We start from the raw sequence: 13,017 nt of genomic DNA on the forward strand, positions 1-13,017 counted from the left end.
TTTTTTTGCCCTAAACTCAGATCGTAGACTTGAGATATTAGACTTGAGACAAGAGAAAATAGAGAACAGAAAATAGAAAAATAGAAAATAGAAAGCAGAAATTAGAAAACAGAAAATTACTACCTCACTGTTTTAGGGATAGTAGTGAAAATCCCTTCTAAAGCAACAGCTTAAATAAATTAAAGTCAAAAGGCTCGACCCTAAGGGTGAGGCTATAAAAAATATATTTTATAAAAATTCTATTCAGTAATTTTACCTAATGAATTTAGACTGGAGAAATAAGGAGTTTTGGAATGCCATATCTCATGCGGTAGGAACATTACTTGGTATTTTTGGGATGTATTTGCTCCTTACTAATGATAGTGACAAATCACCGTATAGTACTCTGAGTATATATTTATATACACTATCAATATTGCTTTTATATACTGCTTCAACTGTTTATCATTTAGTTGCGCATATTCCGTGGAAGACTCTATTTAGAAAAATTGATCATATTAGTATTTATTTTTTGATAGCTGGTACATATAGCCCTGTTGCTTTAATAACATTAGAACAGGACAATGGCTGGCTTTTATTTTCTATTGTATGGGGTATAGCAGCTCTAGGTACTATTTTGAAATTGTTTTTTACGGGTCGTTTTGAAATTATTTCTTTATTACTATACCTGGCAATGGGATGGCTTATTGTTTTTGATTGGCAGAGTTTGACACAGAATACAACAGAACAAGGTATTAATTTTCTAATGCTGGGTGGGGCTTTTTATACAATAGGTATATTATTTTATGCTATTAAGAAAATTCCTTACAACCATTTAGTTTGGCATTTCTTTGTATTAGGAGGAAGTATTTCTCATTTTCTCTTTATTTTTTTAGATGTAATCTAGGCTGTAATTATATCCTGATATTCATACCAGAATAATTCAAACTTAGGCATCGTGTTATTAAAAAATTCAAAGACTTCTGGCCAATGTTTTTTATTGTGAATATTCACCTCGTACTTCGTAATATAAATTCTAGAAATAATCTTTCCGCTACTGCGTAAGTAGTCTTTTTCTAATATTATATCCTCAGAAATTTCGGCTTTTAGAAGATTTTTTAAACTTAAAAATTTTTCAAAATAGAACTCTCTAAAGATTTCATCGCGTGTTTCAATATCAAAAGATACCATAGCTTTTTGATTGTCAAAGCTGAACTTTAGATTTATTTCCTTGACTTTAGTATCGTATAACAACCATTTACGAGGATAGCGTTTTCCGAAAAAAATCCAGAATTGTTCTCGTATTTGTTTAGATTCTTCTCTACTGAACATAATTAAAGCATATAAGCTAAACCAATTCCTAATAATATCACGCCAAATTTAGTAGCGTTGAATTGATGGTTTTTTGAAGATTCAAATAAAATTGTTGTTGAGACGTGAAGTAATACGCCTACTACGAGCGCATTTATATCATTCCTAATACTTTCTGACCAAAAATTTAAGGTTGCTAAGTAACTCCCCAACGGTGTCATTAGTGCAAAGAGTAAGAGAAAAAATAAAATTTGCATTCTGCTAATATTCGAAGCCAGTAAAAATGAACTTATAATTATTGCTATAGGTATTTTATGTACTACTATGCCGTAAACTAAATCTTGATTTTGAGAAAGTGGAAAACCTTCAAAGGCAGAATGTACACATAAACTTGCGAAAAGTAGCCATGGAATTGTTTTTGTATTTTCGTCTAAGTGCAAATGACCGTGTTCTGCACCTCTAGATAAAAATTCAAGAAGTATTTGAAGTAGTAATCCCGCCATTATAAATAAGCCTATATTTTTAGAACCTGAGGCGTATAATTCTGGAAGAAATTCAAAAATTGTTATTGAAAGTAAAAAGGCTCCGCTAAAGGCTAAAAGTAACTTAACTGCATTATTGATGGTAGGTTTGAAGAGTAAAGCAAGTATAAATCCCAGCAAAACTGCTGCAACGGGTAGTATAAAAATCATAGAAATATGGGCTTGGTCGCGTTAGTCGTAATTGACCGATAAAATTAACCTATTTTTGCAATCTAAATTTTTACAATGGAAGGGAACTTTAAAATGCTGGCCAAAACAATGTTTGGCTTTGAAGAATTACTAGCTCGAGAATTACGAGAATTAGGTGCAGGAGATGTAGAAATAGGTACTAGAAGTGTTTCTTTTAGTGGGGACAAGGGGTTTATGTATAAGGCAAACCTGTGCTGCAGAACAGCTATTAAAATTCTTAAACCACTTAAAACATTTACTATTAAGGATGAGAATGCCCTGTATGATGCGGTTAAAAGCATAGACTGGAGTCAATATATGCGTGTTAATGACACGTTTGCTATAAATGCTACCATTAGTGGTGAGGAGTTTACACACTCCTTATTTGTCGCTCAAAAAGCAAAAGATGCAGTTGTAGATCAATTTAGAGAAAACACTGGTGAGCGTCCAGATGTAGATCTTAAATTCCCTAGTTTAAGTATAGATATTCATATACGTAACAATACCTGTAATATATCACTTGATAGTAGTGGAGTATCTCTACATCAACGAGGTTATCGTCTGGCCACTAATATTGCACCTATTAACGAAGTTCTTGCCGCAGGATGTTTAATGCTTGCAGGTTGGAAAGGACACAGTGATTTCTTAGATCCTATGTGTGGTAGTGGAACAATGTTGATTGAGGCCGCAATGATCGCTTGTAATATTCCGCCTAATTTAAATAGAAAGCAATTTGGTTTTGAAAATTGGCATGATTGGGATCCAGATTTGTTTGATGTTATTGAAGAGTCTGCCCTAAAGAAAATACGTGAATTTCATTTCACCATCTCAGGTTATGACAAGGCGCCTTCAGCTGTTGAAAAAGCTATTGAGAACGTAAGAAATGCTGAATTAAGCGAATTTATTACTATCAAACAGGCAGATTTCTTTAAGACTGAAAAAGAAAAGGAACGTCATTTACATATGGTATTTAACCCCCCTTATGGTGAACGTCTTGAAATTGATATGGAGCCCTTTTATAAAAGTATAGGTGATACATTAAAACAAAATTATAAAGATACAGAAGCGTGGTTTATTACTTCTAATCTTGAATCTCTTAAACATGTAGGCTTACGTACCTCACGTAAAATTAAACTTTACAATGGTTCACTAGAATCACGATTAGTAAAGTATGATATTTATGCAGGATCAAAAAAGGCAAAATTTCAGAAAGAAGAAGAGTAATCCTCTAAATACACTTTATATTAAAATGGGCAACTTAATACTGATAAGTTGCCCGTTTTTATGTTTAAACTATCCTTTTAATAACTCTCAATTTGTGAGTATGCGTGCGTTTTTCTGCATTATAAATACCGGTATGATCTATACGATCTATGCGTACCTCCCCGTGGCAATGTATGATGTAATTATCTTGAAGCATTATACCTACATGCACAATTCGGCCTTCATCATTATCAAAAAAAGCAAGATCGCCCGGCTCGCTTTCTTCAATAAAACTTAAAGCTTCTCCCTGTGCAGCTTGCTGAGAGGCATCTCGTAACAATGCATGGCCATTAAGTCTATAAACCATTTGTGTAAACCCGCTACAGTCTAAACCAAAAGGAGTTCTTCCTCCCCATAGATAGGGACTTTTTAAATAAAGTAATGCTGTATTTATAAAAGACGACTTATCATTTACAGAACCTGCCATATTACCTTCATACAAATCTCCTGTTAAATCAAGATTTGCTAATTGAGCTCCCAATGGAATGCTAAGAATATGAGAGTCTGAAGATGTTACCATTTGTAATAAATCGCTGGCAAGTACCGGCTGTTTATCTTCTGCGGCAGCATAATTATCTTCAGAAATCTCTTTATACTGCTTATTATCTATCCACCCTTCATACTTATCGTGAGCAAGGCGAATGCGACTCCATTTTTTACGAATTTCGAGTACTTTAAAATGTTCACCATAAAGTACTTGGTTAATCATCTCAGCCTGGTCTGCAGGCTCTAAACGCATAGGAACAATACTTAATGGGCAAATGCCGTAATTCATCAGGCGGTTTTGAAATTTTTGTAAAAGTAATTCAAATGCTTTTTACCCACCAATGAGATTATTAACATCTGAACTAAATTGTAAATTATTACCTGGAAATTACCATCGCCGAAGCACCACCACCACCATTACAAATAGCTGCAGCACCTAGTTTAGCATTATTTTGTTTTAAGACATTAATTAGTGTAATTAAAATACGCACCCCACTGCAACCTAAAGGATGACCAAGTGATACAGCGCCACCATTAATATTTACATTGTCTGCAGTTAAGCCTAAAATTTTCATATTCGCTAAACCTACAACAGAAAACGCCTCATTAAATTCAAAGAAATCAATCTCATCCTGATTAACTCCTGCCTTAGCTAAAGCTTTAGGTAAAGCTTTTGAAGGCGCCGTTGTAAACCATTCTGGCTCGTGTGCTGCATCAGCATATCCTTTTATTGTGCACAAGACTTCAAGGCCTAATTCAGTTGCCTTTTCTTTGCTCATAACAACTACCGCACCGGCACCATCATTTATGGTAGAAGCGTTAGCTGCAGTTACAGTGCCATCTTTTGAAAAGGCGGGACGTAAACCAGCAATTTTATCTATTCTTACATTTTTAAACTCTTCATCTTCATTAACAATAATAGGTTCGCCGCGACGCTGCGGAACTTCTACAGGTATTACCTCGTCTTTAAATTTACCGGCTTCCCAGGCGGCAGCAGAGCGCTTGTAGCTTTCAATTGCAAACGCATCTTGATCTTCTCTAGAAAAATTATATTCTTTAGCGCATAGGTCTGCACATACTCCCATTGCATTACCATCATAAGCATCTACAAGACCATCTTTTTGCATTCCGTCTATAAGTGTTGCCGGGCCAAATTTGTTTCCGTTGCGCATATGTACATAATGAGGAATTTGACTCATACTCTCCATACCACCGGCAATAACAATCTCATTATCTCCAAGTGCGATTGATTGCGCTGCAAGCATTACTGCTTTCATCCCAGAAGAACACACTTTATTAATAGTTGTACATGGGACAGTGTCTGGTATTCCTGCATTTAAAGCAGCCTGTCGAGCAGGAGCTTGCCCTACACCAGCTTGTACCACATTACCCATAAAAACTTCAGTAACCAGGGTTGGGTCTAAATTAATTTTAGACAATGCACCTTTAATTGCAGCTGTACCTAAATTTACAGCAGTTAAGGATGATAAACTTCCTAAAAAACTCCCTATAGGCGTACGAACAGCTGATACGATGACAACTTCTTTATGCATAATAATTGATTTTTTATTTAAAATTTTAAGCTGCGTAAATTTAGGCATTTTATTACGAAAACGTTATCATTGGACAACAGACCTGTATATAATCTCAACCATTTAATTTTAGTACTTTTACTCTTGAATTTAAGTTGAAAAAGTACCTAATCTTAATGCTCGCAGTTTTCAAAAGGAGCATTTTGACTTATGGATTGGCTTAAAATGTTTTTTCTAGCTTCACACTATAAATACTATTGTTTTCATTAATAATATGAAAGATATTTTAAATAGGTTTTACAAAAATCAAGGATCGCTATACAAGATTTTGTTATGTATTGTGAGCACTATTCTTATTGTATATCTTTTTCCGAAGAGCGGAAAGTTTCAGTTTGATTTTCAACAGAATAAACCCTGGCAGTACGATAATTTATATGCACCAGTGGATTTTGCTATCTTAAAAAGTGAAGATCAGTTAGAGCGTGAGCGTTCTGAAGCTGAAAATAATATCATTCCTTATTTTATTTATGATCAGGATATAGCAAATGAATCTAAAGCAGCTTATGAAAACCAGTTTGCGTCTGTGTTTACAGATTCAATATTTAGAGACCGGCAGAAAGAGTTAAAGGCTTTTGGTTCAAAAATTTTGGAGGATATTTATAAATACGGAGTTATAAGTGACATTGCTTCTTTTGAAGATGGAAGAAAAGTATATCTGCGACGTGGTAATGAAATTGAAGAGACTTCTATTGAGAATTTAAATACTACTGCAGAAATTACTGTTTTAATCAATAGGCGATTAGTAAACGGACCTTACGTACAAGCTGTAAATAGATTTAAAGAATTATTTTTTGATGTAGTACAACCTAATGTTGTTTATGACGAAAAACTTACTAATAAGGAGTTAAGCGCAGAACTTAGTAAAATAGCACCTACTAAAGGAGTCGTTAATAAAGGAAGTCGCATTGTTGCCAAGGGAGAGATTGTAGAGCAAAACACCTATCAAATTTTGAAGTCTCTACAGGCAGAATATGAGTCTCAGACCTGGACGGCGAGCAAGTACAATTGGGTCGTATTTGGGTATGTTCTTTTAGTTTCGGTAGCACTTACAATGCTATTGCTGTTTATACGTAATTACAGAGAGGCAGTTTTTGAAAACAATACAAAAGTGACTTTCATATTTTTCAATATAATTTTAATGGTTTTGTTAACCACAATTATTGTTAAGTATGACGCAAATTACGTTTATGTCGTACCACTTTGTATTCTTCCGCTGGTTATAAAGGCATTCTTTGATGCTAGATTGGGTTTGTTTACACACGTAATAGCTATTCTTTTATTAGGCTTCATTGTGCCTAACACTTCAGAATATATGTTTCTGCAGGTAATTGCCGGAATCGTCACTATTCTTACCGTTTCAGAATTGTATAAGAGGGCTAATTTATTCATTTCGGTAGGACAAATAACCTTTATTTATATATTAGGTTATTTTGCATTTCACATTATTCATGAAGGAACGGTAGACAATCTCGAATGGGAGACATTTAGTATGTTTATTATTACAGGGCTTGCAACACTCTTTGTGCAACCTTTAATATATGCATATGAGAAGATATTCGGTCTGGTAAGTGATCTTTCACTTCTTGAGTTAACAGATACCAACTCAAAATTACTTAAGGATTTAGCAAATAAGGCCCCTGGAACGTTTCATCACAGTTTAAATGTGGCAAACCTTGCCGAAGCCGCTGCAAATGAAATAGGAGCTAACTCAATGCTTACGCGAGTAGGTGCGTTATATCATGATATAGGCAAAATGGCTAATCCTACAGATTTTACAGAAAATCAATCTACAGGTATTAATACCCATGAAGATTTATCTCCCTATGAAAGTGCTCGTATTATTATAGATCACGTAATTAATGGTATTGAAATAGCTCGTAAAAATAACCTGCCAGATCGCGTTATTGATTTTATACGTACGCACCACGGCACCAGCACTGTTTATTATTTTTATAAGAAAGCGCAGGAACAGGATGATGATGTAAAGATTGAAGATTTTAGATATCCAGGTCCTTTACCATTTAGTAAAGAAACTGCTATTTTAATGATGGCAGATAGTGTTGAAGCTGCGAGTAAGAGTTTAAAAAATCCAACATCAGTATTAATAGATTCTTTTGTAGAGAAAATTGTTAATAAGCAGATGGACGATAATCAGTTTTTAAATGCCAACATTACGTTTAAAGAAATACAAACGATAAAGAAGGTTTTAAAGTCAAAATTGAATAATATATACCATCTGCGTATAGAATATCCAGAATAATTTTTGTGGTGATAATCTTGTTTTCAGGCTATTAAAAAATGAGTCAAAAAAAAAGCAATTAATTCTTTCAAAACCTTTGGTTGATTTAAAAGTTAGATATATATTTGCACCCGCGTTTTGAGAGAGACGCTTCGTTCTTAAGGAGAGGTGCCAGAGTGGTAATGGAGCAGATTGCTAATCTGTCGACGGGTAACTGTCGCCAGGGTTCGAGTCCCTGTCTCTCCGCAAAACTTTTTAAATATACACCTCGGGGTGTAGCGTAGCCCGGTCATCGCGCCTGCTTTGGGAGCAGGAGGTCGCAGGTTCGAATCCTGCCACCCCGACAAACCACTTTACAGTGGGTATCTAAAACCTGTTAATCAATAGATTAACAGGTTTTTTTGTTTTATACCCTATCAATTGATAGGGTTTGATATCAAGCAGTTTAGTGAATGATTCGGTGAATACTTTTTTAACATCGATTCACTATCTTAGAAGAACATTTTGAAAGGTTTGACTCTCGTCTTTGAAAAACTAATGTTTCATTAAAAGACGCTCGAAATGCCTAATTTTACTACCTTTTCCGTATTATTCTTCACTAGAAAATTAAATCGGAACAAACCGGAATTATCTATTTACGCCCGGATAACCGTAGATGGAAAATGCTCAGAAATGAGCTTAAAAAGAAAAACTTCAGTGAATAATTGGGATCCTTCCAAGGGAAGAGTCCGGGGAACCACAGCAAAAGCAAAAAATTTAAACAGTAATTTAGACCAGTATACTCCAAGTTGCTGGATGCCCATAAAAAGCTTTTGGATAAAGACTCACTCATTACAGCAGATCGAATCAAAGCTTATTATTTAGGTTTTGACGAGGATCATATGACGCTGTTGAATATCATTGACTATCACAATAACAAAATGCAAGGGGTTCTCAAGTGGGGTACGCTTAAGAACTATTATACTACAGCGGAATACCTTTCCCGGTTCTTAAAAGTAATAAAGAAAACCGACAACATATACTTAAAGCAAATCAATTATCAATTCATAACCGAATTTGAAGATTTCCTGCGTAAGGTTAAACCCAAAAAAGGACAGAAACCATGTGGACCAAATGGAACGATGAAGCACTTAGAACGCTTTAAAAAGCTCCTGAACTTAGCTATTAAACTGGAATGGTTGGTTAAAAATCCATTCCACAGTTATTCTTTTAAATTTGAGAGGAATGACCGCCAGTTTTTAACGGAACGCGAATTGCATAAACTGGAAGAGACCTTTTTCAAAAGTGCATCGCTCGAACGGGTGAAAGACCTGTTTTTGTTTTCTTGCTATTCCGGTTTATCGTATATAGATTTAAAAGAACTGACCACAGATCAATTGGTCAAGGGAGTGGACGGTAAAGATTGGATTTATACCAAGCGCGAGAAAACCCAGCAGTCGGTAAAAATACCTTTGTTGCACTCTGCAAATACGATTCTAAAGAAATATAGAGGACATAATATTTTAGAGGATTCAAATGCGGTCTTTCCAGTGATCTCTAATCAGAAAATGAATAAGTATTTAAAGGATATCATGCTGGCTATTGGAGTTCGAAAGAAAATCACCTTTCACTCTGCCCGGCACACCTTCGCTACAGTGGTTATGCTGTCCAATGGCATTCCCATTGAAACCGTTTCTAAAGTTTTAGGACACACCAAGTTATCTACTACTCAGATTTATGTGAGGGTTATGGAAGATAAGCTTAGTAAGGATATGGGAAGATTGGATCAGATGATCAGGACAAGAGGGCTGCAACAAGAAGTTAAATAGAATTAGATGTTTTATATCATAAAAGACTTTTTCTATAAGATGTTGAACTCTGAATCCGTAGAAACCTTCTTACGACAGGCTTTAAAAACCCGTATCACATTTTCCATTAGTTTAATTTTTAAGATATGGGAGTTTGCTAATTTAGATCCTTATATAAAGAAATAATTCGAAACATTATTTTATTGTGCTCAACATATAGTTTAAACTATTTTTTTTATTTTTGACTCAAGACGATTTAAATATTCACATAATATTTCAGATTGTTTTTCTCACACGTTACAATCTTTTTATCTATAAGTAGCCTTATTTAAAGCAAGATGGTTATCACTATGCTTTTAAAATTTGGTTTTAATTTCTTTATACTAGTTTATTAAATACTTTTTTAGATGAAAAGAATCGGAATAGTTTTAGTGCTTTTTAGTGCGTTTTTAACCGTATCCTGTAAACAAAAAAAACAGGCCGAAAGTTTAAAAACTCCTGATGATCATATCGCGTTTATAGAAAGTCAATTAGAATTTGCAGATAAACAACTTAGTGGTTTGCTGGTTAAAGCAGAAGCTAAAAACCAAAATCCCCGTACTTTAGAAAAGGATTCTTCTATATATTTTATAGATAGTGCTTCATTTGATTGGACCGAAGGTTTCTTTCCGGGAAGTTGCTGGTATCTATATGAAGCTACGGGAGCTGATAAGTGGAAAGATGCAGCGATGCACTTTCAGGGATTATATAAGTCTCACAAAGAGTTACCGGCGTATCATGATTTAGGCTTTGTTTTTAATTGTTCATATGGCAATGGTTATCGCTTGCTCGATAAACCCGAATATAAAACGGTATTGATGGATGCAGCCAAAACTTTGGCTAATCGTTTTGATCCAAAAGTAGGTGCGATAAAAAGCTGGGATGCAGATAGAGGTTGGCAAGCAAAACGAGGCTGGGAATACCCGGTGATTATAGATAATATGATGAATCTTGAACTGCTTTACGAGGCAACTGCAATGAGTTCAGATTCGGTGTACGCTAAGATAGCTTCTGCACATGCAGATAAAACAATGGCACATCACTTTAGAGATGACTACAGCTCGTATCATGTTATAGATTATGATTCAATTACAGGTACTGTACGCAAAAAAGAAACAGCGCAAGGCTTTGCAGATTCTAGTTCGTGGGCTCGTGGTCAAGCTTGGGGACTTTATGGGTATACGATGTGTTATAAATACACTAAGGATCAAAAGTATCTTGATATGGCTAAAAAAATTGCCGACTATATTTTAAATGCTTCAGAAATCCCTAAAGATGGAATACCCTATTGGGATTACCACACATCAGATAAAGAAACAACACCCAGAGATGTTTCAGCAGCAGCTGTAACAGCTTCAGCATTGGTGTCACTTAACAATTTTACAGCTGGTAAATATGAACAAGAAGCGCTAAATCTTGTTAAAACCTTATCAACTCCTGCGTACCGTGCAGAACTAAATACGAATGAAAACTTTTTACTTAAGCATAGTGTAGGCAGTATTCCACACGATAATGAAATTGATGTGCCGCTTAACTATGCAGATTATTATTATCTGGAAGCGTTATTGCGAATAAAAACCTACTATTCAAAAAAAAAGAAATAACCAGATTTATGAATGATCCCGTATATCGTGTAAACCAAATAGAAAAAAACTTAGTAAAACTTACCGGTAGGGTAGATGCAGCACAATGGGCACAAGCTAATGCACTTACGCACTTTGTATCACCCTGGGATGAGCAGCCTATAAAACCTATAACATTTAAAGCGTTATATGACACAGACTATTTCTATTTTAGTTTTAGTGTTGAAGATGACTCGGTATTCACCGAATTAAAAGACGATTCTAAACCCAGCATAGCCCAATCAGATCGCGTAGAACTGTTTATGAGAGCAGATGCGCAAATGAGTCCATATTACTGTTTGGAGATTGATACACAGCCGCGTATTATGGATTTTAAAGCAATGCCTAATCGAAATTTTGACTTAAGTTGGAATTGGCCAGAAGGCGAAATTGATGTAAAATCTTCTGTATTAAAAGATCACTTTAAGGTAGAAGGAAAAATTAGTCTAAAATCGCTAAAAGCACTTAATCTCTTAAAACAGGATGCTCGAGGTACCTTTATGGAAATTGGTGTTTACAGAGCTAAATATAATCAAGACGAGAAGGGTAACAAACAAGCCACCTGGATTACCTGGGTAAATCCCAAAACTCCAGAACCTGAGTTTCATATAGCAGACTCTTTTGGAATTTTTCGCTTTGAATCTTAATTTAAGTATTGTGGGTAATTTTCGGTATTGATAATATCAATAGGAAGCGTTAAAGATTCTTGTAAAGGCTTATCAAATAAGAAAAACTCAATCAGATTGGTTAAACTTAAATACACTTGTTTTTTAGGATCTTGATGTATTAAAAAGGCAATTTTGTCTTCTTCTAAGTATTTGATATTTTCGGCCACGAGGTCATAACCTATAATTAAACTTTTTGGTAAATAAGCTGCAATATGATTTGCTAGTAAATAGGCTTTAGAAGTTGTAACAAATAATCCGTCAACGTCATCAATAGATTTTAAAAAGTTTTCTATAGTCTGGTCAAACGGAATTTTAGATTCTTTTTTAATGTTGTGAACGTTAATGGTAAAAGCTAATTCTTTTTGAGCAAAATAATCTTTAAAGCCGCGTTCCTTTTCCTGCATATGCGAGGCATTTTGAAAGGCCTCATCTATATGCAAAACAGCTAGCGTAGCTTTATTTCCTAATAGCATATTAAACAACTTTGCCGCAACACGTCCACTTTGAAACAAATCCTGACCAATCTCGAGGTTAATTTGTGGTTCTTTAATATAATTATTAAATGTAGCGATTTTAATACCTGCAGCTACACACATTTTTGCAACATGCTCTGCTTCCTTATAAAATAACGGAACCATTAATACAGCATCTGGTTTTTCGGCTATGACTAGATCGGCAGCTTTGGTAAATGATTTTGTAGACTTTGGTTTAAATACACCTTTATTTATTTTAATACCAAAATGACTAAATTCCTGCTCAACCTGCTTTATAGCTTCATAACAGGGAAGCCAGTAGGGGTCTGCATCAGCATCGGGTAATAATATGGCAATATTATAGATCTTATTATTTTTAAGACTTTTTGCAATAGGATTGGGTTTATACTCAATTTTATCAAGTACTTTATTTACCTGTTCCAAAGCTTTAGGAGATACTTTTCCGCGCTTATGAATTACACGATCTACAGTGCCTTTAGATACGCCAGCTAATTCTGCGATATCTTTAATGGTGTAATTTTCTTTCATTAAGACAAAGATAATAATCTATATGAATTATCAGACTAACTTGTGCTCGATAACATTTTTTAATGTGTTCGAGCACATTTTTATTGAAATTGCTTTTTTTTCACATTCTTTTTAGATAAATTGTACCAGATTTAAAGATTAATAACGTGTGAGAACAAATAATCTTTTAAATAATAAACTGATTTACAGGATTTTATGATTTGTAAATTAATAGGAAATCAAATCGTGTTAATACAGGTTTTTAAACTCAAGTTTGGAAAACTATTAACAATCAACCAAAATTTTTGAAAAACACATTT

At 34.5% G+C, this 13,017-nt stretch carries 12 protein-coding genes and 2 tRNA genes; 9 read left to right on the forward strand and 5 right to left on the reverse strand.

The genetic code is table 11. The features are described from left to right. The first annotated feature begins 259 nt into the window (after window positions 1-259). Window positions 260-886, forward strand: coding sequence for a PAQR family membrane homeostasis protein TrhA (gene trhA / locus ACEN25_RS00005; RefSeq protein WP_441801071.1), 627 nt, complete (start codon window positions 260-262; stop codon window positions 884-886). Here trhA and ACEN25_RS00010 read toward each other — a convergent pair. Further along, on the reverse strand, window positions 883-1,311 hold the full coding sequence (locus ACEN25_RS00010) for a DUF4268 domain-containing protein (RefSeq protein ID WP_441801072.1): 429 nt from the start codon (window positions 1,309-1,311) through the stop codon (window positions 883-885). The two genes, trhA and ACEN25_RS00010, sit on opposite strands and share 4 nt — an antisense overlap. A 2-nt stretch (window positions 1,312-1,313) precedes the next feature. Continuing rightward, window positions 1,314-1,982 (reverse strand): ZIP family metal transporter, encoded by a 669-nt coding sequence (locus ACEN25_RS00015; protein WP_441801073.1) that lies wholly within the window; start codon window positions 1,980-1,982, stop codon window positions 1,314-1,316. A 75-nt stretch (window positions 1,983-2,057) separates the two neighbouring features. Here ACEN25_RS00015 and ACEN25_RS00020 point away from each other — a divergent pair, with 75 nt between their 5' ends. Next, window positions 2,058-3,224, forward strand: a complete 1,167-nt coding sequence (locus tag ACEN25_RS00020; protein WP_028375930.1) for a THUMP domain-containing class I SAM-dependent RNA methyltransferase — start codon at window positions 2,058-2,060, stop codon at window positions 3,222-3,224. 64 nt (window positions 3,225-3,288) lie between these two features. Here ACEN25_RS00020 and ACEN25_RS00025 read toward each other — a convergent pair whose 3' ends face one another. Beyond that, a complete protein-coding gene (locus ACEN25_RS00025) occupies window positions 3,289-4,038 on the reverse strand; it encodes a C40 family peptidase (protein ID WP_441801074.1) in 750 nt (249 codons plus the stop codon). Window positions 4,039-4,126: 88 nt separating this feature from the next. Next, window positions 4,127-5,302, reverse strand: a complete 1,176-nt coding sequence (locus tag ACEN25_RS00030) for an acetyl-CoA C-acyltransferase (RefSeq protein ID WP_441801075.1) — start codon at window positions 5,300-5,302, stop codon at window positions 4,127-4,129. Between the two features lie 253 nt (window positions 5,303-5,555). Here ACEN25_RS00030 and ACEN25_RS00035 point away from each other — a divergent pair, with 253 nt between their 5' ends. The 7 genes from ACEN25_RS00035 to ACEN25_RS00065 all read left to right on the forward strand — a co-directional run bounded on the left by ACEN25_RS00035 (window position 5,556) and on the right by ACEN25_RS00065 (window position 11,675). Continuing rightward, on the forward strand, window positions 5,556-7,601 hold the full coding sequence (locus ACEN25_RS00035; RefSeq protein WP_028375927.1) for an HD family phosphohydrolase: 2,046 nt from the start codon (window positions 5,556-5,558) through the stop codon (window positions 7,599-7,601). A gap of 141 nt (window positions 7,602-7,742) precedes the next feature. Continuing rightward, window positions 7,743-7,826: transfer RNA gene (locus tag ACEN25_RS00040), tRNA-Ser, on the forward strand. 23 nt (window positions 7,827-7,849) lie between these two features. Then, a tRNA-Pro gene (locus ACEN25_RS00045) sits at window positions 7,850-7,924 on the forward strand. A gap of 217 nt (window positions 7,925-8,141) precedes the next feature. Next, a complete protein-coding gene (locus ACEN25_RS00050) occupies window positions 8,142-8,444 on the forward strand; it encodes an Arm DNA-binding domain-containing protein (RefSeq protein ID WP_441801076.1) in 303 nt (100 codons plus the stop codon). Beyond that, a complete protein-coding gene (locus ACEN25_RS00055) occupies window positions 8,393-9,388 on the forward strand; it encodes a site-specific integrase (RefSeq protein WP_441801077.1) in 996 nt (331 codons plus the stop codon). The genes ACEN25_RS00050 and ACEN25_RS00055 overlap by 52 nt, the downstream gene beginning before the upstream one ends. 386 nt (window positions 9,389-9,774) lie before the next feature. Next, entirely contained in the window at window positions 9,775-11,010 is a 1,236-nt protein-coding gene (locus tag ACEN25_RS00060; protein WP_441801078.1) for a glycoside hydrolase family 88 protein, read from the forward strand. 8 nt (window positions 11,011-11,018) lie between these two features. Next, window positions 11,019-11,675, forward strand: a complete 657-nt coding sequence (locus ACEN25_RS00065) for a carbohydrate-binding family 9-like protein (protein WP_441801079.1) — start codon at window positions 11,019-11,021, stop codon at window positions 11,673-11,675. Here ACEN25_RS00065 and ACEN25_RS00070 read toward each other — a convergent pair. Continuing rightward, window positions 11,672-12,718 carry a substrate-binding domain-containing protein gene (locus tag ACEN25_RS00070; protein ID WP_441801080.1) on the reverse strand — a complete coding sequence of 349 codons (1,047 nt, stop codon included), beginning with the start codon at window positions 12,716-12,718 and terminating at the stop codon, window positions 11,672-11,674. The two genes, ACEN25_RS00065 and ACEN25_RS00070, sit on opposite strands and share 4 nt — an antisense overlap. Window positions 12,719-13,017 lie beyond the last annotated feature (299 nt).

The organism is Leeuwenhoekiella sp. W20_SRS_FM14 (assembly GCF_052119605.1).
Lineage (GTDB): Bacteria > Bacteroidota > Bacteroidia > Flavobacteriales > Flavobacteriaceae > Leeuwenhoekiella.

What these genes read in the sequence shown, in the direction of transcription:
- ACEN25_RS00030 (WP_441801075.1), bottom strand. Translation starts at nt 5,302, where the DNA reads ATGCATAAAGAAGTTGTCATCGTATCAGCTGTTCGTACGCCTATAGGG.
- ACEN25_RS00070 (WP_441801080.1), bottom strand. Translation starts at nt 12,718, where the DNA reads ATGAAAGAAAATTACACCATTAAAGATATCGCAGAATTAGCTGGCGTA.
- ACEN25_RS00020 (WP_028375930.1), top strand. Translation starts at nt 2,058, where the DNA reads ATGGAAGGGAACTTTAAAATGCTGGCCAAAACAATGTTTGGCTTTGAA.
- trhA (WP_441801071.1), top strand. Translation starts at nt 260, where the DNA reads ATGAATTTAGACTGGAGAAATAAGGAGTTTTGGAATGCCATATCTCAT.
- ACEN25_RS00035 (WP_028375927.1), top strand. Translation starts at nt 5,556, where the DNA reads ATGAAAGATATTTTAAATAGGTTTTACAAAAATCAAGGATCGCTATAC.
- ACEN25_RS00065 (WP_441801079.1), top strand. Translation starts at nt 11,019, where the DNA reads ATGAATGATCCCGTATATCGTGTAAACCAAATAGAAAAAAACTTAGTA.
- ACEN25_RS00050 (WP_441801076.1), top strand. Translation starts at nt 8,142, where the DNA reads ATGCCTAATTTTACTACCTTTTCCGTATTATTCTTCACTAGAAAATTA.
- ACEN25_RS00015 (WP_441801073.1), bottom strand. Translation starts at nt 1,982, where the DNA reads ATGATTTTTATACTACCCGTTGCAGCAGTTTTGCTGGGATTTATACTT.
- ACEN25_RS00060 (WP_441801078.1), top strand. Translation starts at nt 9,775, where the DNA reads ATGAAAAGAATCGGAATAGTTTTAGTGCTTTTTAGTGCGTTTTTAACC.
- ACEN25_RS00010 (WP_441801072.1), bottom strand. Translation starts at nt 1,311, where the DNA reads ATGTTCAGTAGAGAAGAATCTAAACAAATACGAGAACAATTCTGGATT.
- ACEN25_RS00025 (WP_441801074.1), bottom strand. Translation starts at nt 4,038, where the DNA reads ATGAATTACGGCATTTGCCCATTAAGTATTGTTCCTATGCGTTTAGAG.